The following is a 20832-nucleotide window of genomic DNA, read 5'->3' as shown; positions in this document are numbered from 1 at the left end:
CACGGGGTGACGGGCCCGGGGTGACCGGCGCGAGCTGCCGAGCAGGGGGTGGCCGGTGCGCGGGCCGGCAGGCGGCGCGGCCCCGGCTCAGAACAGCCGGTGGCCCTGCACCCATCTGGTCTTGCGGCCGTCCGTCCGGATCTGCCGGAGCTTCCCGACGCCGTCGTGCATGCTCGCCCCGAACAGCAGCGACGGGCCGACGATCACGCCCGCGGCCGCCAGGCCGAGGAGCAGGCCGATGTTGTCGACCGTCTGGTCGTCGCCCTCCTCGACGGTTCGGCCGCCCAGCTGGATCAGCAGGGGGACGGTGGCCAGCAGCGAGAGCACCAGCAGCCAGCCCACCACCCGCTGGACCCGCTGCTTGACCCGCGCCCTGGCGGCGGTCTCCACCCGGACCGAGAACGACCGCGTGCAGCGCGGACAGATCAGGCCGATCTCCTGGTTGCCGCCGGTGGGCCGGGGCGAGCCGCCCTCCGGCAGGTGCGCGACGTGCCAGTTCACCTTCGTCACGGTGGGCCCGTGCTCGACGCACACTCGGCAACCGAGACCGACGACGTACCGGTCGGTGATCGGGATCCTGACCACTGCTGTCCGCCACCCCCAGCCTCCGCGACCTTCGCGGGGTAGGCGGAGTGTAGCCCCGCCGGACGGCGGTGAAACCGGTGACGCGGAGTCAGAAAACCTCGGCCAGAAGGATGACGGCCGCCGGGACGGCCTGACCGAGCGCCCCGCGCCACAGCCTGGGTTCCGAGACGAACAGGGTGGTCCCGCCCGCGACCATGAACGCGGCGATGTAGAGCACCATCGCCCGCCCCGCAGCCGGGTGCCCGGTGTGCAGCAGGACCAGGCCGGTGACCAGGCCGAGCGCCAGGAACAGGTTGTAGAAGCCCACGTTGACGCGCCACAGCCGGACCTCCGGGGCGTCCGCCGTGCTGCCGGTCAGCAGGCGGCGCACCCGTGGATGCCCGTACAGGAAGCTCTCCAGCGGCCAGACGATCAGGTGGACCGCCGCGGCGACCACCGCGAAGACCTGACTCAGGGCGTTCATGGCGGACGGCTCCCTCCGGACGGGTACGGCGGCGGGTGGACGACCGCCGCGGCCCAGGCGGGCGGCCGCGGCACCGCCGGAGGGTCGGCGGCGAGCGCCGGGACCACCCGGGTGGGCGGCCCGTCCGCGCGCCACGGCTCCGGCGCGCCGGCGGTGCTCGCCGCGCGCAGCTCGGCGACGAACCCCAGGCAGCTCGGGTACCGCTCCCCGGGCCGCTTGGCCAGCGCCCGGGCCACCACCGCCTCGACGCCGGCCGGCAGCTCGGGCCGGTGCTCGCGCAGCCCGGGCGGCGGGTCGTTGAGGTGCGCCCAGAGCAGCGCGAGGTCGCTCTCCCGGCGGAACGGCGGGGCGCCCGCGAGCATCTCGAACACCACGCAGCCGAGGCCGTACTGGTCGCAGCGCCCGTCCAGCGGCTTGCCGGAGATCTGCTCGGGTGCGGCGTAGTCGAGCGTGCCGACGATCTGGCCGACGCTGGTCAGGCCGCTGAGCGAGAGGGACTTCTTGGTCAGGCCGAAGTCCGCCAGGTAGAGGTGCTCCGGGTGCTCGCTGTCCGTTCCGGCGGCGACCAGCACGTTGCCCGGCTTGACGTCCCGGTGCACCAGGTCGTGGCCGTGGGCGGCGTCCAGCGCCGAGGCGATCTGGAGCGCGAGCCGGACGGCCCGCCCGACCGGGAGCGGGCTGGAGCGGTTGATCAGGGCGCGCAGGTCGCCGCCCTCGACGTAGCGCATCGCGAGGAACAGGATGCCGTCCTGCTCGCCCGCCTCGAACACCGGGATGATGTGCGGGTGGTCGATCGCGGCGGCGGCCTCCGACTCGTGCATGAAGCGCTGCCGGAACACCTCGTTGCGGGCCAGCTCCGGGGCGAGCAGCTTGATCGCGACGGTCCGGCCGAGCCGCAGGTCCTTGGCCCGGTAGACCACGGCCATGCCGCCGCGCCCGATCTCCTGCTCCAGCCGGTAGCCGGCGACCTGCCGCCCGACCAGCCCGGAGGGCAGGACGGGGGCGTCCCGCCCTGCGGTGGACGGGTCGACGGCAGGCCTTCCGGCGGTGGGTCCCTCGGCGGACGGCCGGTCGGCGGAGGTCACGGCTCACCGGTCCGGGTGGGGGCGGACGGGCTGTGCACGGGCGGCGGGCCGGTCCGCGGGGAGGCGGGCGCCACCGGGTGGTCGGTGGCCGCGTACGTCTGGAGCTGGAGCCCGTCGCCGTAGCACCAGCGGTCGTGCACCGGATCGAACAGCCAGACCGCCTCGCCGTCGACCACCAGGCCGATCCGCAGGCCGCGGGTGCGCTCCCGGAAGGCCTCCAGGTCGAGGGCGCCGGTGGCGAGGTCCTCCAGCAGGGCGCGGTAGCGGGCGAGTGCGCCCCCGGCCTCGGCGAGCGCCGGGCGCGGGTCGGCGGTCCGCGCGGGCGGGGCCCCGGCGGTGGGCGGTGTCTGCGGCAGGGCGACCAGCAGCCGGCCGTCCACCCAGGCGGTCCAGCCGTTGGAGCAGAGGATCCGGGCCCAGTCGCCCCGGCGGTCGAGCAGCCGCAGCGGCAGCAGCGGGTCGAGGCGGGTGGCGGGCCGGCCCGGGTCCGGTGCCTCCCAGGAGGCCAGCCCGTCCGGCGGGGCGACATGGGTGGGGCGGAAGGCGAACTCGTCCATGGGCGGGTCACCGCCGCATGATGCTGGGCTCGTGCCGCCGCAGCAGGGCCAGCACCACCAGGCCGTACAGCAGCGACAGCGCGGGCAGCAGCACCATGCTCAGCAGCCAGCCGGAGCGCTGGTGGCGGAACATCGGGTCGGCGGTGATCGCGTTCGGGAAGATGCCGTGCAGCTCGACGGTGCGCGCCATCGCCGACAGGCCCCAGCGGGACGGGATCAGCCAGGCGAACTGCTCCAGCCCCGGGACGCCGTGCAGCTTGAGCATCAGACCGCTGAAGACGATCTGCACCACCGAGAGGAGCACCAGCAGCGGCATGGTGGCCTCCTCCTTGTCCACCAGGGCCGAGACCACCAGGCCGAGCATCATCGCCGAGAAGGCGAGCAGCGCGACCGCGATGATCAGCTCGGGCAGCTGCGGCATCACCACGCCGGTCGGCACCGCGAAGGACAGGTCCACCCCGGCCAGGCCGACCACGGTCAGGACGACGGCCTGGGCCACCGTGACCGTGCCCAGCACCACCACCTTGGAGACCAGGTAGGCCGATCTGGAGAGCCCGACCACCCGCTCCCGTTGGTAGATCGCGCGTTCCTTGACCAGTTCGCGCACCGAGTTGGCGGATCCGGTGAGCAGCCCGCCGATGCAGAGCGTGAGCAGGCAGTTCACGGCGTTCTCGGGGGAGAGCCGGGAGCCGGCCATCGCCCGGCACATCAGGCCGATCACGAAGGGCAGCACCACCATGATGGTCAGGAAGAGCCGGTCGGCGGCCAGCACGGAGGTGTACCGGCGCACCAGGGTGCCCAGTTGGGAGAACCAGCTCTGCGGCTTCTCCCGGCCGATCGCGGGCGCGACCGGCTCAGGCTGGGACGCGTACGGCTGCGGGGCCGGCTGCGGGGCCGGCTGCGGGGCCCGGTGCGGCGCCGCCCCGTCGTCGGCCGCGACGTAGCGCGCGTACTGCGGGGACTGCCGGAACCGATCCTGCCAGGCCGCGTGGTCCTCGTTCTCGAAGGCCTCGAAGGCCTCCGGCCACTCCTCGAAGCCGAAGAACTCCAGCGCCTCGCCGGGCGGCCCGTAGAACGCCGTCCGCCCGCCCGGGGCCAGCACCAGCAGCCGGTCGCAGACGTTCAGGCTGAGCACGCTGTGGGTCACCACGACCACCGTCCGGCCGTCGTCGGCCAGCCCGCGCAGCATCCGCATCACCGAGCGCTCCATGCCCGGGTCCAGGCCGGAGGTCGGCTCGTCGAGGAAGAGCAGGGACGGCTTGGTGAGCAGCTCCAGCGCGACGCTGACCCGCTTGCGCTGGCCACCGGAGAGGCTGGCGATCACCTGGTCGGCCCGGGCGTCCAGGCCCAGCTCGTGGATCACCTCCAGGACCCGGGCCTCCCGCTCCTGCGGATCGGTGTCGCCCGGGAAGCGCAGCTCGGCGGCGTAGGACAGGGCGCGGCGGACGGTGAGCTGGGTGTGCAGGATGTCGTCCTGCGGCACCAGGCCGATCCGGCGGCGCAGCTCGGCGTAGTCGCGGTAGAGGTCGCGGCCGTCGTACAGCACCGTGCCCTCGTCGGCGGGGCGCAGCCCGGTGAGGGCGTTGAGCAGCGTGGACTTGCCGGCGCCGCTGGGGCCGGCCACCGCGAGCAGCGCCTTCTCGGCGAGCGGGAAGCCGACGTCGTCCAGCAGCACCCGGTGGTCGGGGCCGACCCGGACCACCAGGTTGCGGACGTCCAGGGAGATCTCGCCGGTGTCGGTGTACTCGACCAGTCGGCCGTCGGCCAGGCAGAGCGCGGAGTGGCCGATGCCGACGATGTCGGCCGGGCCGACCGGGGCCCGGCGGACCGGGCGGCCGTTGAGGTAGGTGCCGTTGTGGCTGTCCAGGTCGACGATCTCGTGGCCGCCGTCGGGCAGTTCGCGCAGCTCGGCGTGGTGCCGGGAGACCACCAGGTCGTCCAGGACCAGGTCGTTGTCGGGCGAGCGGCCGATCCGTACGGTGTGCCCGGGCAGCTGCAGGACGGCGCTCGGGCTGCGGAAGGTGCCGGAGAGCCGGGGGGCGACCAGGGACGGGCGCTCCCGCGCCGCGAGTACGGGATCCGCGGCGTCGAGGGCGGCCGAGGGGGCGGAGGCGGGCGCGGGCGCCGGATCGGCCGGGTCGGCGAAGGTCACGCAGGGGCCGGCGGCCGGATCGCCGAAGCGCAGCCGGGTGCCCGGACCGACGTCCTCGCTGCTGACCCGCAGCCCGTGGTCGTAGGTGCCGTTGGTGCTGCCGACGTCCTCCACCCGCCAGTGCCCGTCGGTGGCGCGCAGGATCGCGTGGTGCCAGGAGACCCGGGGGTCGTCCAGCACGATCTCGCTGGTCGGGTCGCGGCCGAGGCGGTAGGCCCGGGCCGGGTCGATCAGCTGCGAGTCGGTGTCGGTGACCAGTACGAGGGGCGGCGCGGAGGGTGCGCCGGGGCGCTCTCCCATGCTCGGCATTCTATCGCCGCCGCTGCCGGCGCGGCGCTCGGAAGGCCGTACCGGAGTGCGGGATTGGACTGGACCACTGCCTCCGTACGCCACTATCGTTCGGCGTGTCCGCGGATCGCGCGGCGCCGGAGGTCGTCGAATGCTTCGGAACGGAAACCATGAGCATCTGGCCGCAGTTGCGACGGTCCCGGACCGTCCGGGCCCGACGCGCCACCGACCGGGTGCTGCGCTGCGGGCTGATGGACACCATGCTCGCCGACCTCGCCGTCTCGGTCGTGCTCTGCTTCGAGCACCCGCTGGACGACGAGCGGCTCGCCGCCGGCCTGGCGCGCGCGCTGGAACGGGTGCCGGTCTTCGCCGGACGGCTGCGCACCGTCGAGGGCGTCCTGGAGGCGGTCTGCGACGACACCGGCGTGCCGTTCGAGGTCTACACCGTGGAGGGCACGCTCGCCGAGGCGATGGGCCGGGTGACGGCGCCCGGCTCCGGACTGGTCGCCCCGCTGGACGCCCCCGCCGCGCGCCACGGCGGCGTCCCGCTGCTCACCGTGCGGATGACCCGCACGGCCGACGGCGGGACGGTGCTCGGCTGCTCCTGGCACCACGCGGTCGGCGATCTGCACAGCTTCATGCTGCTGCTGCGGAGCTGGTCCGCGGCGGTCGAGGGCGAGCCCCTGCCGGAGGCCGAACTGGTCGACGACCAGGACGAGTTGCTGAACGAAGTGCTCCCGGCCGAGGACTGCGGGCGGCCCGGGTTCCGGGTGCCCTCGGCGGCGGAGGCGGAGCTGCTGGCCCACGAGGTGGCGGTCGGCCCGCGCGCCAACCGGATCGTCCAGATCGCCTTCACCGACGCCGAAGTGTCCCGGATGCGCGAGGAGTTCGGTGCCGCGGCTGGTCGGCCGCTCTCCGCCGGGGACGTGCTCTGCGCCCATCTCGTCGGCACGCTACGGGAGTTGGACGGTGACCACGCCGAGCGGATGCTGACCGTGCCGGTCAACGCGCGCCGCTGGCTGGGCCTGTCGCCCGCACTGGTGGGCAACCTGCTGAGCGAGGTCCATCTGCCGTACCGCCCCGCGGACGGCCCGGCGGTACTGGCCGACGCGCTGCGCACGGCGGTCGAGGAGTTTCCGGCCGCGCACCTCAACCTCCGCGCCAACCTGTGGTTCCTGGCCACCCTCGGCCGCTCACGGCTGCGCGACTGCGTGCCGCTGGGCTTCGACCCGGGCGCGCGCCGGTTCAGCTTCTCCAACTGGAGCGGCTTCGGCGCCTATGCGGTGAGCTTCCAGGGCCGGCGCCCGGTGTTCTTCAGTCCGGCCGCCAACTACCCGATCCCCTGGGTTAGTTGGACGGTCGAGGGGTTCCGGGGCGAGGGCCGGCTGGCCACCGTGGTGCTGCCGGCCCGGCTCGCCGCCCGGGTGCGCGGGGCGCAGGGCCGGGCGGCACTGCACCGCTTCCGGCGGGCCGAGGACCGGCCGCCCGCCTCGGAGGCCGTCCTGCCCAAGGTGATCTGAGCCGCTCCCGGCGGCCACGGACGCCGTGGTCGCCGGGAGCGGCCGCCGCGCGACCGTACCGTCGCGGGTGTCAGAAGGAACGCTCGATCGCGCTCCACAGCTGGAGCCGGGCGCGCAGTGCGCTGCGGACCGTCTCGGCGCAGGAGTCCCACTTGGCCTGGTCGTCGCCGCACAGGTCGATCAGCATCTGCATCGCCATCGGGGTGTGCTGCTCGCCGTCCACCTCGATGTGGCGGGCCAGGTAGTCCTTGAAGACGGTGAGCGAGCCCTCGGGGTCGTCGATCCGGACGACCTGGGTGAACATGTCCGGGATCAGGTCCTCACGGCCGAAGGCGAAGGCGGCGGCCCGGCCGTGCACCGGCGCGTTCTCCACGATCGACCAGGTGGTGGAGGTGAAGTCCAGGGCGGGCTGCGGCACTCCGGCGCGCTTCAGGGCATCCGGCACGGCGGTGCCTGAGCCCAGCAGGGCCAGGAAGTCCTCGATCGGGCGCGGGTCGGCCCCGGCCTGCCGCATGCCGTCCAGGTACAGCTCGAAGTGGCTGGTGTAGCCCTCGCCGAGCTCGTCGCTCTCCTCGACCAGCACGATCTCGTTGATCAGCCGGCGGCTGGCGGTCGGGCCGTTCGGGACCCACGGCACGTCGACGCAGGTGAGGTCGCGCTGGAGGCTCTTGAGCAGCGACATGAAGTCCCAGACGGCGAAGACGTGGCTGCCGAGGAAGGTGCGGACGCGCTCGATGCCGGTGAGTGCGCGGTACACCGAGTGCTCGACCACCTCGCGGCGCAGCGGGTCGACGGCCTGCTGGAGGCTGGTCAGCCCGGGGTGCGAGCGGTCCCAGTGGTAGCGGTTCGTGGACAATGCGACTCCTCGGTCGGGTCATGGGAACATGGGGGCCTGCGGGGGCTCGAATCCGTGCGGTCAGCGGTGCTTCATCACGAGGTCCAGCGCGTGACGCAGCTGCTCGCGGCCGGGCTGGACGGCGCGGTCGAGGACGGGGGCGAACGGCAGTACGGCGCCGTCCGGGCGGGTGATCCGGCGGGGCGGGGCGGTCAGGCGCATCTCCTCGGCGGCGGTGGCCAGCACCTCGGCGCCGAAGCCGCAACTGCGGTTGGAGTCGTCCAGGACGACCAGGCGTCCGGTGCGCTCCAGCGAGTCGGCGAGCGCCTGCCAGTCGAAGGGGTACACCGTGCGCGGGTCGAGGACCTCCACCGAGAGGTCCGGCGCCAGCTCCTCGGCCACCGCGAGGGCGTCGTGCACCAGGTGCCCGAGGGCGACCACGGTGACGTCGGTGCCCGGCCGGTGGATCCGGGCCCGGCCGAGCGGGACGGGGGCGAGGTCCCAGGTGACGGTCTCGCGCACCGGCATCGCGGCAGCCGGCGCGAACACCACGACCGGGTCCGGGTCGCGGATCGCCGAGCGCAGCAGCCCGTAGGCGTCGGTCGGGGTGGCGGGCACCACGGTCTTCACCCCGGCGTGCGCGAACAGGCTGTACGGGTGGTCGGAGTGCTGCCCGGCCCAGCCGTCCCGGGAGCCCGAGCCGGGCACCAGACAGGTCAGCGGGACGGCGGCCTGGCCGCCGGTCATCAGCGAGAACTTGTGGGCCTGGTTGACGAGTTGCTCGAAGACCAGGAACAGCAGGGAGGGGATCTGGAACTCCAGCACCGGGCGCCGGCCGGCCAGGGCGGCGCCGACCGCCATCGAGGTGAAGGCCTGCTCGGACAGCGGGGTGTCGACGATCCGCTCCGGCCCGAAGCGGTCCAGCAGGCCGAGGGTCGGCCCGGCCAGGCCGGCGCCGATGTCCTCGCCGAAGACGCAGACCGCCGGATCGGCGGCGAGTTCGTCGGCCAGCGCCCGGTTGAGCGCCTTGGTGTACGAGAGCCTGGTCACGAGGTCACTCCCGCCCTGGGCCGCAGCCCGTCGGCGTACAGGTGGTCCAGCGCGCCGGCCGGGTCCGGGTGCGCCGAGGCAAGCGCGAACTCCTCGGCGGCGGCGAGCTGTTCGGCCACCGAACGGTCCAGGTCGGCGACCGTGGCCGGGTCGAGCAGGGCGGCGGCGCGGGGGAGCGGGTCGCGCTCGCGCCACGCCCCGACCTCCTCGGCGGAGCGGTAGCGCAGCTTCATCCGGCGCTCCATGGTGTGGTGGCCCTCGTAGCGGTAGGTGCGGCAGTTGAGGAAGCCGGGGCCGCGGCCGTTCCGGGCCCGCTCGACGGCGCGCAGCGCGGCGGCGCGGACGGCTTCGGTGTCCATGCCGTCGACCTCCTCGGCGGGGATGCCGAAGGCGGCGGCCCGGCCGGCGGCACTGCCCGCGACGGCGGTGGCGGCGGGCAGGGTGGTGGCGTAGCCGTTGTCCTCGCAGACGAACAGCACCGGCAGCCGCCACATCGCGGCGAGGTTGAGCGACTCCAGCAGGACGCCCTGGTTGAGCGCTCCGTCGCCGAAGAAGGCCACCGCGACCGCGGTCCGGCCGACCGGCGCGGGGTCGGCGGCGGAACCGGCGGCGGTCACCCGGTCGGGCGCCGCCCGTTCGAGTGGTGGGGCGGCCGAGGCGGCCCGGGCCGCCCACGCGGCGCCGACCGCGATCGGGGCGCCGGCGCCGACCATGCCGTTGGCGCCCAGGATGCCGAGCGAGAAGTCGGCGGCGTGCATGGAGCCGCCCCGGCCGCCGTTCGACCCGCCGACCCGTCCCAGGAGCTCGGCGAGCAGCCGGTGCGGCGCGGTGCCCCGGGCGAGCACGTGGCCGTGGCCGCGGTGGGTGCTGGTGAGCCGGTCGCCCGGGCCGAGCGCCGAGCACACGCCGACCGCGACGGCCTCCTGCCCGATGTACGGGTGGATGCCGCCGGGGACCGCGCCGGACTTCACCAGGCCGAGCGCCAGCTCCTCGAAGCCCCGGATCAGCCGCAGCATCCGGTAGCGCTCGGCCGGGGTGTCCAACGGGGCGGGACCAGGGCCGCCGGGCGGCACCGCGTGCCCGTCGGCCGTGTGCGCGGGAGCGGTCACGGCCGTCCCCGCCAGACCGTCGGGCAGAACCGCGGGTCGGCGTAGTCCGGGCGGCCGTCGTCCGTGCGGCGCACCAGCACGTCGTGGTTGTACACCACCGGCTCGCCGTCCGGCCGGTCGTGCCGGCGGTACTCGTTGGCGCCGTCCTGGAGGTGCAGCGAGACCGCCCGGCGCGGGTGGGAAGCCAGGTTGGGGCCACTGCCGTGGTAGGTCAGGCAGTGGTGGAAGGACATGTGGCCGCGCGGGATCAGCATCGGGACCTTCCGCACCCGCTGCCCGTTGTGCGCCGCGTTGGCGGCCAGGATGCCCTCCAGCTCGGAGCGGTCGCGGTCGGCGAAGTGCCGGGTGGAGTCCTCGCCCGAGGGCAGCTCCCGCCAGCGGTGGCTGCCGTCGACCATGGTGATGGTGCCGTTCTCCTCGCGGCAGTCGTGGAACGGGATGAAGGCGGTGAGCATCTCCTCCGAGGTGCAGGTCTGCCAGTAGTGCTTGTCGAAGTGCCAGGGCACCCGGTTGCTGGGCTCCTCGGGCACGGGGGGCTTGTAGATGAGCGTCGACTGGAAGATCCGGATCTCCTCGGCGCCGGCGAGCAGCGCGGCCACCGCGCCGATCAGCGGCTTGCGCAGGATCGCGCCGATCGCGTCGCTCTCGAAGTGCACGTAGTCGTTGTGCCGCTGGACCGGCCCGTCCCCGGGCCGCCAGGAGGCCAGCCGGGGCGGCCGGACGGGCAGTTCGCGGTCGCGGTGGCCGGCGTAGTACCGCTCGGTGGCGGCCTGGAGGGTGTCCAGTTCCTCGTCGCCGAGGAGCTTGCGGGAGAGGTACCAGCCGTGCTCGCGGTAGTGCGCCACCTCCTCGGGGGTGGGCAGCAGGGCGCGCTCGGCCTCGGTGAGATGGAATGCGGGGGCGGCGGCCATCGGACGGGCCTCCGTCGGATGTGCGGGAGCGGGCCGGTCGACGGTGGTGGGGCGGTCGGCGCCGGTGGGGCGGTCGAGGGCGATGGGGCCGTGCCGCTCGACGGCCTCGTAGAGGGCCTTGATGTTCGCGGTGCCGAAGGTGCCCGCCCCCTGCCGCTCGATCAGTTCGAGGAAGAAGGTGCGCCGGGGGTGCGTGGAGCGGGCGAAGATCTGGAACAGCCGGCCGCCGTGGTCCTGGTCGACCAGGACGTGCAGGTCGCGCAGGGTCCCCACCGGGATGGCCGGCCCGCCGAGGCGGTCGGTCAGGGCGTCGAAGTAGGCGGCGGGGGTGGTCAGGAACTCCACGCCGCGCTCCCGGGCGGTCCGGACGGCGCCGGCGATGTCGCGGGTGCTGAAGGCGAGGTGCTGGACGCCGGCCCCGCCGTGGGCGGCGAGGAACTCGTCGATCTGGCCGGGACGGCGGGTGGGGTCGGGCTCGATCAGGGTGAAGGTGACGCCGCCGGAGGCACTCTGCACCACCTTGGAGTCCATCGCCTGCTCGCCGACCTCGATGTACTCCTCGAAGACCGTGCGGAAGCCCAGCGCGGTCTCGCAGAACCGTACGGTGGCCGCGAGGGTGCCGGCCGGCAGGCAGACGGCGACGTGGTCGAGCCCGTCCAGCAGCCGGGGCTCGGGTGCGGTCTCCGGTGCGGGCTCGGCGGCGGGCAGCGGCACCAGGCGCAGGGCGGTGTCGCCGAAGCCCTCGATCAGCGCGCAGGCCCGGTCGAGCACCCGGGCGCCGTGCCGTTCGGCCCGCTCCAGCGCGGCCGCCGGGTCGGTGCAGCCGAGCGCGAGGACGGCCACGCCGTCGCCGTGCCGGGCGACGTACTCGGCGACCGGGTGCTCCGGGTCGGTGGCGGAGGTCAGCCGCAGCCGGATGGTGCCCTGGCGCAGCCCGACGGTGCGGGTGCCGTCCGGCGCGGTGGCCGGGGCGTCGGCGGTGAAGCCGTAGTCGGCCTGGAGTCCGGCCGCGGTCTTGTCGGCGTCCGCGCAGTGGAACTCGACATGGGTGATGGTCTGGATGGACAACGGGATCTCCCCCGGAGGGATGGCGGATCGAGGATCGGCGGGCTGCCGCCGCGCGGCGGTGGGCGGCGGCAGCGGACGGTGACTACCGGGCCGAGCGGGTGGAGGCCGGGCCGAGGACCAGGCTGAGGTTGTGGCCGCCGAAGGCGAAGGCGTTGCTCAGCGCGGCGCGCACCGGGCCGGTCCGGGCGGCTCCCCGGACGTGGTCCAGGTTGCAGGCCGGGTCGGGATCGGTCAGGTTGAGGGTCGGCGGCAGCGTCCCCCGCGCCACCGCCAGGGCGGTCACCACCGCCTCCAACGCGCCCGCGGCGCCGAGGAGATGGCCGGTGGCGCCCTTGGTGGAGCTGACTGCGGGCGGCCGCGCGCCGAACACGGCGTGCAGCGCGGCGGTCTCGGCCACGTCGCCGAGCCGGGTGCCGGTGCCGTGGGCGTTCACGTAGTCGATGTCGCCCGGGGCCAGGCCCGCGTTGGCGAGTGCGGCACGCATCGCGTCGGCGGCGCCGGTGCCGTCCGGGCGCGGCGAGGTCGGGTGGTGGGCGTCGGTGGAGGCGCCCCAGCCGAGGACGTCCGCGTACCCGGCGGCGCCGCGCGCCTCGGCGTGCTCGGCCCGCTCCAGTACGAGGACGGCGCTGCCCTCGCCCAGCACGAAGCCGTTGCGGCGGGCGTCGAAGGGCCGGCTCGCCTGCTCCGGATCCTCCCAACCCTGTGCCAGGGTCCGGGCGTTGGTGAAGGCGGCGGCGATCGTCGGGTGCAGCGAGGACTCGGTGCCGCCGCACACCACCACGTCGGCGTCGCCGGCCCGGATCAGCCGCAGCCCCTCGGCGATCGCCTGGGCGCCGGCCGCGCAGGCCGTCACCACGGCGGAGCTGTAGCCCCGGATGCCGTGCTTGATGGCGATCCGGGCGGCCGCCATGTTGGAGAGCATCCCGGGCAGCAGGTACGGGCTGACGCCGGGGCGGCCGCGTTCCAGCCGGCGGTGCGACTGCTGCTCGAAGGTCTCCAGTCCGCCGCCGCCGGTGGCCAGCACCACGGCGGTGCGGTGCGGGTCGGCGTCCCGGCCGACGGCCAGGCCGGCGTCGGCGAGCGCGTCGTCGGCGGCGGCCAGGGCGAGCAGCACGAAGCGGTCGACGCAGCGGGTCTCGGTGGGCGGCAGCACCTCCCGGCCGTCCACGGCGGGGGCGATCCCGGCGGCGGGCAGCCAGCCGTGCGCGGGGTGGCCCTCGGGGACGGCCCGCAGGCCGGAGCGGCCGGCGGTCAGCGCCTCGAACACCTCGGCGGGTTCGCGGCCGAGCGGGGAGACCAGGCCGATACCGGTGACGACGGCGCCGGGTCGCGGGGTCATGCGCCCACCTCGCTTCGCTCGGCGGCCGCTTCGCGCAACGCGAACCTCCGGACGGTTCGCCCGCTTCGCCCGTTCACGCGCCCACCGCCGCGAGGTGGTTCTCCCGCAGCAGGACCTTGCGGACCTTGCCGGTCGGGCCGAGCGGGATGTCGTCGGGGGAGACCACCAGCACCTTGCGGACGGTCGCCGCGGCGGCCTCGTCCAGGGCGGCGACGACCGCCGCGGTGCGGTCCGCGGCCTCGTCGGCGCCCGCGGCGAGGAGCAGCAGCACGTCGGTGACCACGCGGTCGCCGTCCCGTACCGCGACCACCGTGCAGTCCAGCACGTCCGGGCAGGCGGCGAGTACGCGCTCCTCCGACATCGCGGTGAACAGCCGTCGGCCGTCGGCGAGTTCGACCGAGTCGACGGCCCGGTCGACGTGGTAGTAGTAGCCCTCCTCGTCCCGGTACATCAGGTCCCCGGTGAGGAAGCGGCCGCGCAGCCGGGTGCGGAAGGTGGTGGCCGAGTCGTTCCAGTAGCCGAGTGCCAGGGTGGGCGAGGCGGTGGCGAGTTCGCCGACCTCGCCGGGCCCGAGCGGCTCGCCGTCGGGGCCGACCACCTCGCAGTCGACGAAGGCGTGCGGGCGGCCGACGCAGCGGCCGTAGCGCTCGGTGCCGGGGCCGTGGGTGATGAAGAAGTGGGAGTGGCCCATCTCGGTGGAGCCGAGGCCGTCCACGAACAGCGAGCCGGGCACCCGGGTGCGGCCGTCGCGGGTGACGGTCTCCCGGCTGCCGGTGGCGATGAGGCGGCGGATGTGCACCTCGTGGGCGCAGTCGCCGGTGTTCCACCAGAGCGCGACGGAGGTCAGGTCGCGGGTGGCGAGGTCGTGCCGGGCGAGGTCGGCCCAGGTGGCGGCGAAACCGATCACTCCGGTGGGCCGCCAGCGCTCGACGGCCGCCAGCACGCCGTCGCCGGACTGCCGGGAGAGCACGGCGAGTTCGGTGTGCGAGCTGAGTGCGAGGTTGAGGGCGATCAGGGTGGCGGCGTGCGGGGCGGGCAGTGCGCTGAGCATCCGGTCCTGGCCCTGCGGGCGGGGCAGCCGCAGCCGGTGACGGATCGCCGCGTACAGGCTCGCGTGCGAGTGGACGACGGCCTTGGGCATCCCGGTGGTGCCGGAGGAGTGGGTGATCGCCACTGGGTCGCCGGACCAGTGCCGGTACGGCTCCGGGGCGGCGTCCGGGTCGCCGGTGCCGAGGGCGGCGATCTCGGGCAGCAGCGGCGCGCCGGTCTGGTGGCCGGCCAGCGCGGCCAGGTGGGCGGGGTCGGCGAGGACCCCGGCCGCGCCGAGGCGGGCGATGTAGCGGGCGGCGCGCTCGCCGTCCAGATTGGGGTTGAGCAGCGCGGGGACGGCGCCGAGCCGGGTCAGGGCGAGGAAGGCGAGCACGTGGTCGGCGGCGTCGCTCGCGTACACCACCACCGGGTCGCGCCGGGTGATGCCCAGGCCGTGCAGGGCGGCGGCGCGGGCCCGGACGGCTCGGTCCAGCTCGCGCAGGGTGAACGGCTGCCAGGCGGGGTGGTCGTCCACCGGGGTGTCGAAGCTGAGCAGCGGCACGTCCAGGTCGAGCCCGAGGGCGATCCGGGCGGTCAGGACGTTGCCGGCGCCGACGTCGGGGTCGTCCGCGAGCTGGGTGCGGAGGCTGCGGATGGTCACGGGGGTGGGTCCCTCCCTCGGGGCCGGTGGACGGCCCGGGCGGCTGATCGGGTGGCGGGTCGGCCGCGCGGGGCGGCGAGGCGGTGTGCCGCGCGGGCGGCCGGGGCGGTGTGCCGCTCGGGCGGCGGGTGTCGGGTGCGAGGCGATGCCCGGGAGGGGCGCTGGTGTGCCGGGTGCGGCTGCGTCAGGCGCCGGGCCTCGATGGTTCCTACGGCCGGCGGTGCCCGGGTGGTTCAGCCCGGTCGGGTTCCGTGCCCGGACCGGCGAGCAGGACGGCGGCGGCCCGGTGGTCCCCGTCGGGCGTCCGCTCGACGGCCACGGCCAGCACCAGGTCGGCGTCGCCGTCCTCGAGCAGCAGTGCGGCGAGTTCGAACGCCTCGGCCGGGACGCGACCGGGGTCGGCCTCGGCCGGGCAAACCGCCACGACGGGGCCGGTCAGGCCCCAGCGCGCGGAGACGTGCCCGAGGACGGCGTTCGGGTTGGACTGGAAGAACAGCAGCGGGCCGGTCCGCTGTCCGGGTTCGGCGCTGCGTTCGATGGCCCGCGCGGTGTCGAGGTCGCCGCTCGCGCTGGCGAGTAGCAGGGCGGTCCGTCCGGGGGCGGGCGGATCGCCGTGGTGGGCACGCAGACAGCGCTCGGCGGTGTCGGCGACCAGCGGGTTGAAGCCGGAGGCGGCGAAGCCGGGCAGCGGTGGCGGCGGTCCGTCCAGGCCGGGGGCGGGGCGGCGGGCCTCGGCGAGGATCCGCAGTCCGTGGGTGTGGTCGGCAGAGGTGGTCATGGCGGTGGCTGTCATCCCGGGGCCAGCAGCAGCGCGGTGTTGGCGCCGCCGAAGGCGGAGTTGAGGCTGAGGGCGTACGAGGGGCGGGCGGCGCGCGGGCCGTCCAGGACGAGGTCCAGCGCGAGGTCCTGGTCCGGGCCGAGCCAGCCGGCGTTGACCGGGAGCAGTCCGGTGCCCAACGCGCCGACCGTGACGACGAGTTCGAGCAGTGCGGAGGCCTCCAGGGCGTGCCCGTGCACGGACTTGCTGGAGCTGACCGGCAGGCGGTCGGTGTGCGTGCCGAACACCCGCCGCAGGGCGCGGGCCTCGGCCCGGTCAGCGAGGGTGGAGCCGGTTCCGTTGGCGTTGACGTAGCCGACCTCGGCCGGATCGACGCCCGCCCGCGCGAGCGCGGCCCCGATCGCCCGGGCCGCCCCGTCCCCCTCCGGTTCCGGGCGGCAGACGTGGTGGGCGTCCCCGGCCCGGCCCCACCCCGCCAGCCGGGCGAGCGCGGGTGCGCCGCGCCGTTCGGCGGCGGGGGCGGATTCGACCAGGACGGCGGCGGCCGCGTCGGCGAGCAGGGTGCCGGTGCGGCCGGCGCTGAACGGGCGCGCCTCGCCGTCCCGGGCCAGCGCCCGTCCGGCGTCGAAGACCGCGAAGACGCCCGGTTCGACGAGGTGCCCGGCCGCGACCAGGACCCGCTCGTGCCGTCCGGCGGCCACCAGGGCGCCCGCGTCGGCGACGGCGGTCGCGGCGGCCACGCAGGCGCCGTTGTAGACCCGGGTGACGCCCGGCGCGCCCCAGTCGGACCGGACTCCGGCGGCCACCGCGTCGGCGGTCGCGCGGGTGTGTCCGTCGCTGTGCAGGGCGAGCAGCACGGGCAGGCCGGCGCCCTCGGCGGCGGTCAGCCCGGCCTGTCGGCAGGCCTGGCCGATCGCGTCGAGCACGGCCCCGGCCAGCGGGTGGCGGCGGGCCGGCGGGCCGGTGTCGGGGAACAGCGCGGCGCGGGTGGTGCGGCGGGCGCTCACGTCGAAGCGGGTGACCGGGCCGAACAGGGACTTGCCGTGGGCGGTGGCCTCGGTCAGTGCGTCGAGCCCGCGCCCGGCGGCGCTGAGCACCCCGGCACCGGTGAGCACCGGGCGGCCGGGCGCCCGGCCCGGCGGCCCGGAGCCGGTGCGGGCGGGGATCACGGCCGTGCGCCCGCGCGGTCGGCGAGGACGGCCTCGCGCAGCAGGCCGGTGGCGTCGTCGACGGTGCGCACCGCGCCGAAGCGGTCGTCGTCCAGGTCCAGCTGGAGCCCGTACCGCTGCTCGAACTCGGCGACGAGCCAGGTCAGTTCGAGTGAGCCGAGGTCCTCGGGCACGGTGTCGACGGCGCGCTGCCCGAACGCCGCCAGCATGGTCAGGACCTCGGCCCGGTCCGGCAGGCCGTCGGGGAGCGGGGAGCCGGTCACGCGGCGCTGCCGGAGGTGGTGGCGAGGGCGTCGATCCGGCGGGCGACGTCGGCGGTGAACTCGTCCAGCGTCATCAGCGCGGTGGTCTCCATCTCGTCCAGGTCGAACTTGATCCCGAACTCGTCCTCGACCTGCACGGACAGGTCGGCCAGCGCGAGCGATTCGAGGTCCAGCCCGGCCGGGCCGAGGTCGGTGTCCCCGGTGACCTCGGAGACGTCGTACTGCATCTCGGCGAGTGCGGCCAGGACGAAGGCGCGGATGCGGTCCTGCATGGTGGTGGGCTCCTTGTCGGGGTGGTGGTGCGGACGGAACGGGGTGCGGCCGGCGACGGCCGCGCACGGGTCAGTCGGGGGCGGGTCAGTCGGGGGCGGCGGCGGTCGCGCGCAGGGCGGCCGGGTCGCGCAGCAGCTTTCCGGTGGCGGTGCGGGGGAGCCGGTCCAGCCGGGCGAGCCGACGCGGCCGCTTGTAGGCGGCCAGGCGGCGGGCCAGCCCCTCCTGGACGGAGGCGAGTTCGGCCTCCGGCTCGGTCGCCAGGTAGGCCTCGATCGCGCCGCCGTCGAAGACCACGACGGCCTCGCGGACCTCGGGCAGCGCGGTGAGCGTCTGCTCGACCTCGGTGAGGTCGACCTTCAGCCCGCCGATCGAGACCTGGGAGTCCAGCCGGCCGAGCACGGTGACCAGGCCGTCGGCGGCCAGCTCGGCCGCGTCCCGGGTGTGCAGCCAGCCGTCCGACCAGCGGGTCGGATCGTCCAGCCCGGGGTACGGGGAGGACGTCGCACCGATCTGCAACTCACCCTTCACCAGGCGCAGTTCCATGCCGTGAACGGGCCGCTTGGCCGGGTGGAGCGTACCGGAGAGGTCGGTGGCGATGACCCCGGTCTCGGTCATGCCGTACATGGTGCCGAGCGGGACGCCGTAGCGCTCGGTGAACAGCGCGGGCAGTCCCGGGCGGACGAGTTCGCCCGCCACGACCATCCGCCGCAGCCGGGGCAGCGGCGGGGGAGCGACCGCCCCCGCCAGCAGTTCGGCGTGGAACGGCACCCCGATCACGGTGGTCGGCCGGTCGCTCGCGGCGACCTCGGCGAGGATGCCCGCCGCCGTCATCCGCTCCGGCACGGTGAGCGCGACCCGGGCGTACAGGCTGTTGAGCAGCCCGCCGACCAGGCCGAGCACATGCACCACCGAGGAGAGCAGGACGACCCGCTCGCCCTCGCCGGGGAACTCCACCAGCCGTCGGTAGCAGTCGAGTTCGCGCAGCAGGTCGGACGCGGTGCGGGCGATGACCTTGGCCGGACCGGTGGATCCGGAGCTGAGCTGGATCAACGCGTGCCCGGTGCGGGCCGGGCGCCCGTCCGCCAGCGGAACGGCCACCGGCTCGACTTCGGAGAAGCCGCGCAGGGCCGCCGCGGACCGATGGGCGGAGCCTACCAGCACCTGCGGGGCGAGCCGCGCCACCGCGGCGTCCACCTCGTGGTCGGTCAACCGGTGGTCGAGCAGGGCGACTTGGGCGCCCAGTCGCCAGCATGCCAGCAGCACCGCGACGAACGCCACCGAGGGCGGCAGCCGTAGCGCCGCCGTCCCGCCGGGGCCGAGCCCGGCGGCCGCCAGCCGGTCGGACTGCTCCGCGACCAGGGCGCGCAGGGCGTCCCGGTCGAGCGGTGCGCCGAGGCGCAGGCACTCCTCGCCGCCGGGGCCGGCCAGCAGCAGCCGGTCGACCCAGGAGTCCGGGGCGTCCGAGTGCGGCAGGAGGGCAGCCGGAAGTACGGAGGGGGAAAAGCCGGTCAACGCGGCTCCACACAAGTGAGGGGATTTGACATGAACGCCGTTAAAACAAACCCAACGGTCAATTCCGTGGCCAGACCATGGCACAGACGTTTGGTCAAATCAAGGTCTATACCAATGTGGTCGTTGCTCCTACGCTGCCCAACCAGGACCGGCCCGCGCGTGGCCGTCCTGGAACGAGGAATGCCCGTGGGAGCTCTCACGCTCGCCGGGATCGAGCGTGCGGCGCACGCCCGACTCCCCCCGGAAATCCGGGATTTCATCGAAGGCGGCAGCGGTGCGGAACGCACCCTGACGGCCAATCGGGAGATGTTCGGCCGCCATGCGCTGCGCCCGCGCACCCTGGTCGACGTCTCCGCCTGCGACCCCGCTCTGACCCTCCTCGGCGCGCCGCTGCGCCTGCCGCTCGGAATCGCCCCGATGGCCTACCACCGGCTGGTCGACCCGGAGGGCGAGACCGCCACCGCGCGCGCCGCCGGCCGGGCCGGAGCCCTGCTGGTCGCCGGGATGTTCGCCAGCCGGACGGTGGAGGAGATCGCCGCGGCGGCCACCGGCCCGCTCTGGCTCCAGCTGTACTGGCTGCGCGAACGTGCCGCCCTGGCCGCCCTGGTGGAACGTGCCGAGGCGGCCGGCTACTGGGCGCTGGTGCTGACCGTGGACGCTCCCAGGATCGGCCGACGGCTGCGCGACCTGCGCAACGGCTTCGCCGTCCCGCCCGACGTCCGCGCGGTCAACCTGGACCAGTCCCTGATGGCCGCCAGCCACCACGCCACCGGCGGAAGTTCGGGCATCGCCGAACACGCCCGCGAGCAGTTCGACCCCACCCTGACCTGGTCCGACCTGGCCTGGCTGCGCGAACGCACCCGGCTGCCGCTGGTCCTCAAGGGCGTCCTCACCGCCGAGGACGCCCGGCTGGCCGTCGAGCACGGTGTCGACGCCGTCCTGGTCTCCAACCACGGCGGCCGTCAACTCGACGGGTGCGTACCGGCCTTGGCAGCCCTGCCCGAGGTGGTCGAGGCCGTGCCCGCCGAGCTGCCGGTGCTGTTCGACGGCGGCGTGCGCAGCGGCACCGACCTCGCGATCGCCCTCGCCCTCGGCGCCCGCGCCGTGCTGGTCGGCCGCCCCGCCCTCTGGGGCCTGGCCGCCGACGGCGAGGCCGGGGTGCACCGGGTGCTCGACCTGCTGCGCGAGGAACTGGAGCACACCATGGCCCTGTTGGGCCGCCCCCGGCTCGCCGACCTGGACCGCACGGCCCTGGCGCCCTGGCCCTGCCCGGCCGGCTGACACCCGAACCCCCGAGCGGCCGACCGAACCTGGGCCCCGGCCCCCGCGGGCGCGGCCGTTGAACCGCGCCGTACCCGAACCGCGTTCTCCCATCAGGAGGGTCCGACACATGACCGAGCAGAGCGAGAGATTTCCGGGCTGGGACTGGGACGACCCCGACGGGCTGGCCCCCCGGCTGGACGCCTTCAGCGCGCGGGTCGCCACCTGCGACACGCTGCAGGCGTACCCCGGCGGTCTGCCGCGCGACCACATGGGCCTCCGGGAACTCGGCATCACCGGCATCGAGTTCGCCGCCTTCCGGACCGCCCACCCGGAGGGCCTCGGCACCGACCTCGCCACCCTGCGCAGCCCCGACACGGCGACCGAGCCCGGCACCCTCTACCGGGTCGACGGCGACCGCTGGTTCACCCGGCTCGACATCGCCGAACCGCTGCCCTTCGCCGACGACAGCGTCGACTGGGTGTACGCCGAGCACCTGATCGAGCACGTCACCATGCCCGTCGCCGTCAACTGGCTGCGCGAGGCCCGCCGGGTGCTGCGCCCCGGCGGCGTCCTGCGCCTGACCACCCCCGACCTCGCCCGCTACCTGCTCGGCTACGCCACCGGCGACGGCTTCCTGGCCAGGCACCGGCGCCGGCTGACCACCCTCGGCTTCGGCCCGCCGATGCCCGCACGCCCGGCCTTCCTGGTCAACCAGATCTTCCGGTACTTCGGGCACCAGTGGATCTACGATGGGGACGAGCTGCGGCACGTCCTCACCCAGGCCGGCTTCGACCCCGACCGGATCCGCCAGTGCGCCTACCGGCAGGGCACCCGGCCGGACGTCGCCGACCTCGACACGGCCTTCCGCACCGACGAGACCATCTACGTCGAGGCGGACCGCTGACACCTCCGCACCGAACGG

Annotated in this window: 19 protein-coding genes; 3 read left to right on the top strand and 16 right to left on the bottom strand. The window is 75.1% G+C overall.

The window, feature by feature from the left end; genetic code table 11:
• Positions 1 to 87 precede the first annotated feature (87 nt).
• The 5 genes from ACFY0X_RS13880 to ACFY0X_RS13860 all read right to left on the bottom strand — a co-directional run bounded on the left by ACFY0X_RS13880 (position 88) and on the right by ACFY0X_RS13860 (position 5142).
• On the bottom strand, positions 88 to 501 hold the full coding sequence (locus ACFY0X_RS13880; protein ID WP_387753434.1) for a hypothetical protein: 414 nt from the start codon (positions 499 to 501) through the stop codon (positions 88 to 90).
• A 172-nt stretch (positions 502 to 673) separates the two neighbouring features.
• Positions 674 to 1048 (bottom strand): DUF1304 domain-containing protein, encoded by a 375-nt coding sequence (locus tag ACFY0X_RS13875; protein WP_387753431.1) that lies wholly within the window; start codon positions 1046 to 1048, stop codon positions 674 to 676.
• A complete protein-coding gene (locus ACFY0X_RS13870; RefSeq protein WP_387754056.1) occupies positions 1045 to 2043 on the bottom strand; it encodes a protein kinase in 999 nt (332 codons plus the stop codon). Before ACFY0X_RS13870 ends, ACFY0X_RS13875 begins: the two co-directional genes overlap by 4 nt.
• Positions 2044 to 2129: 86 nt before the next feature.
• On the bottom strand, positions 2130 to 2690 hold the full coding sequence (locus tag ACFY0X_RS13865; RefSeq protein ID WP_387753429.1) for a hypothetical protein: 561 nt from the start codon (positions 2688 to 2690) through the stop codon (positions 2130 to 2132).
• Positions 2691 to 2697: 7 nt separating this feature from the next.
• On the bottom strand, positions 2698 to 5142 hold the full coding sequence (locus ACFY0X_RS13860) for an FHA domain-containing protein (RefSeq protein WP_387753426.1): 2445 nt from the start codon (positions 5140 to 5142) through the stop codon (positions 2698 to 2700).
• 158 nt (positions 5143 to 5300) lie between these two features.
• On the opposite strand from ACFY0X_RS13860, the gene ACFY0X_RS13855 reads away from it, so the two are divergent.
• The gene (locus tag ACFY0X_RS13855; protein WP_387753424.1) at positions 5301 to 6650 is read left to right on the top strand and encodes an acyltransferase; all 1350 of its coding nucleotides are present in this window, start codon (positions 5301 to 5303) and stop codon (positions 6648 to 6650) included.
• A 70-nt stretch (positions 6651 to 6720) separates the two neighbouring features.
• On the opposite strand, the gene ACFY0X_RS13850 is transcribed toward ACFY0X_RS13855, so the two are convergent.
• From ACFY0X_RS13850 to ACFY0X_RS13800, 11 genes are all read right to left on the bottom strand, one after another.
• Positions 6721 to 7506 carry a DUF3050 domain-containing protein gene (locus ACFY0X_RS13850; RefSeq protein WP_387753421.1) on the bottom strand — a complete coding sequence of 262 codons (786 nt, stop codon included), beginning with the start codon at positions 7504 to 7506 and terminating at the stop codon, positions 6721 to 6723.
• A 60-nt stretch (positions 7507 to 7566) separates the two neighbouring features.
• Positions 7567 to 8535 carry an alpha-ketoacid dehydrogenase subunit beta gene (locus ACFY0X_RS13845; RefSeq protein WP_387753418.1) on the bottom strand — a complete coding sequence of 323 codons (969 nt, stop codon included), beginning with the start codon at positions 8533 to 8535 and terminating at the stop codon, positions 7567 to 7569.
• Positions 8532 to 9644, bottom strand: a complete 1113-nt coding sequence (locus ACFY0X_RS13840) for a thiamine pyrophosphate-dependent dehydrogenase E1 component subunit alpha (protein ID WP_387753415.1) — start codon at positions 9642 to 9644, stop codon at positions 8532 to 8534. The genes ACFY0X_RS13845 and ACFY0X_RS13840 overlap by 4 nt, the downstream gene beginning before the upstream one ends.
• The gene (hppD, locus tag ACFY0X_RS13835; RefSeq protein ID WP_387753413.1) at positions 9641 to 11623 is read right to left on the bottom strand and encodes a 4-hydroxyphenylpyruvate dioxygenase; all 1983 of its coding nucleotides are present in this window, start codon (positions 11621 to 11623) and stop codon (positions 9641 to 9643) included. The genes ACFY0X_RS13840 and hppD overlap by 4 nt, the downstream gene beginning before the upstream one ends.
• 82 nt (positions 11624 to 11705) lie before the next feature.
• The gene (locus tag ACFY0X_RS13830) at positions 11706 to 12962 is read right to left on the bottom strand and encodes a beta-ketoacyl-[acyl-carrier-protein] synthase family protein (protein WP_387753411.1); all 1257 of its coding nucleotides are present in this window, start codon (positions 12960 to 12962) and stop codon (positions 11706 to 11708) included.
• Between the two features lie 73 nt (positions 12963 to 13035).
• Positions 13036 to 14652: a class I adenylate-forming enzyme family protein gene (locus ACFY0X_RS13825; RefSeq protein WP_387753409.1), complete on the bottom strand. Its 1617-nt coding sequence runs from the start codon at positions 14650 to 14652 to the stop codon at positions 13036 to 13038.
• A gap of 208 nt (positions 14653 to 14860) precedes the next feature.
• Positions 14861 to 15430 carry a beta-ketoacyl synthase N-terminal-like domain-containing protein gene (locus ACFY0X_RS13820; RefSeq protein ID WP_387753406.1) on the bottom strand — a complete coding sequence of 190 codons (570 nt, stop codon included), beginning with the start codon at positions 15428 to 15430 and terminating at the stop codon, positions 14861 to 14863.
• A gap of 11 nt (positions 15431 to 15441) precedes the next feature.
• Positions 15442 to 16599: a beta-ketoacyl synthase N-terminal-like domain-containing protein gene (locus ACFY0X_RS13815; RefSeq protein ID WP_387753403.1), complete on the bottom strand. Its 1158-nt coding sequence runs from the start codon at positions 16597 to 16599 to the stop codon at positions 15442 to 15444.
• Positions 16596 to 16862, bottom strand: a complete 267-nt coding sequence (locus ACFY0X_RS13810; RefSeq protein WP_387753400.1) for an acyl carrier protein — start codon at positions 16860 to 16862, stop codon at positions 16596 to 16598. Before ACFY0X_RS13810 ends, ACFY0X_RS13815 begins: the two co-directional genes overlap by 4 nt.
• Positions 16859 to 17134 carry a phosphopantetheine-binding protein gene (locus ACFY0X_RS13805; RefSeq protein WP_380449672.1) on the bottom strand — a complete coding sequence of 92 codons (276 nt, stop codon included), beginning with the start codon at positions 17132 to 17134 and terminating at the stop codon, positions 16859 to 16861. The genes ACFY0X_RS13810 and ACFY0X_RS13805 overlap by 4 nt, the downstream gene beginning before the upstream one ends.
• 85 nt (positions 17135 to 17219) lie before the next feature.
• Entirely contained in the window at positions 17220 to 18647 is a 1428-nt protein-coding gene (locus tag ACFY0X_RS13800; protein ID WP_387753398.1) for a class I adenylate-forming enzyme family protein, read from the bottom strand.
• 114 nt (positions 18648 to 18761) lie between these two features.
• Between ACFY0X_RS13800 and ACFY0X_RS13795 the strand changes: the two genes are divergently transcribed.
• Both ACFY0X_RS13795 and ACFY0X_RS13790 read left to right on the top strand, forming a co-directional pair.
• Complete coding sequence (locus tag ACFY0X_RS13795; RefSeq protein WP_387753396.1) at positions 18762 to 19928, top strand: alpha-hydroxy acid oxidase; 1167 nt, start codon at positions 18762 to 18764, stop codon at positions 19926 to 19928.
• Positions 19929 to 20037: 109 nt separating this feature from the next.
• Positions 20038 to 20814 (top strand): class I SAM-dependent methyltransferase, encoded by a 777-nt coding sequence (locus ACFY0X_RS13790; RefSeq protein ID WP_387753393.1) that lies wholly within the window; start codon positions 20038 to 20040, stop codon positions 20812 to 20814.
• The last annotated feature ends 18 nt before the right edge of the window (positions 20815 to 20832 follow it).

The organism is Kitasatospora sp. NPDC001547, from assembly GCF_042894165.1.
Classification (GTDB): domain Bacteria; phylum Actinomycetota; class Actinomycetes; order Streptomycetales; family Streptomycetaceae; genus Kitasatospora.
The sequence above is the reverse complement of the archived record's forward strand: the minus strand, read 5'-3'. Positions and strand labels throughout refer to the sequence as shown.

Coding starts and splice junctions, on each gene's coding strand:
- ACFY0X_RS13875 (WP_387753431.1), bottom strand. CDS start 1,048: ATGAACGCCCTGAGTCAGGTCTTCGCGGTGGTCGCCGCGGCGGTCCAC.
- ACFY0X_RS13865 (WP_387753429.1), bottom strand. CDS start 2,690: ATGGACGAGTTCGCCTTCCGCCCCACCCATGTCGCCCCGCCGGACGGG.
- ACFY0X_RS13860 (WP_387753426.1), bottom strand. CDS start 5,142: ATGGGAGAGCGCCCCGGCGCACCCTCCGCGCCGCCCCTCGTACTGGTC.
- ACFY0X_RS13855 (WP_387753424.1), top strand. CDS start 5,301: ATGAGCATCTGGCCGCAGTTGCGACGGTCCCGGACCGTCCGGGCCCGA.
- ACFY0X_RS13830 (WP_387753411.1), bottom strand. CDS start 12,962: ATGACCCCGCGACCCGGCGCCGTCGTCACCGGTATCGGCCTGGTCTCC.
- ACFY0X_RS13820 (WP_387753406.1), bottom strand. CDS start 15,430: ATGACCACCTCTGCCGACCACACCCACGGACTGCGGATCCTCGCCGAG.
- ACFY0X_RS13805 (WP_380449672.1), bottom strand. CDS start 17,134: ATGCAGGACCGCATCCGCGCCTTCGTCCTGGCCGCACTCGCCGAGATG.
- ACFY0X_RS13795 (WP_387753396.1), top strand. CDS start 18,762: ATGTGGTCGTTGCTCCTACGCTGCCCAACCAGGACCGGCCCGCGCGTG.
- ACFY0X_RS13790 (WP_387753393.1), top strand. CDS start 20,038: ATGACCGAGCAGAGCGAGAGATTTCCGGGCTGGGACTGGGACGACCCC.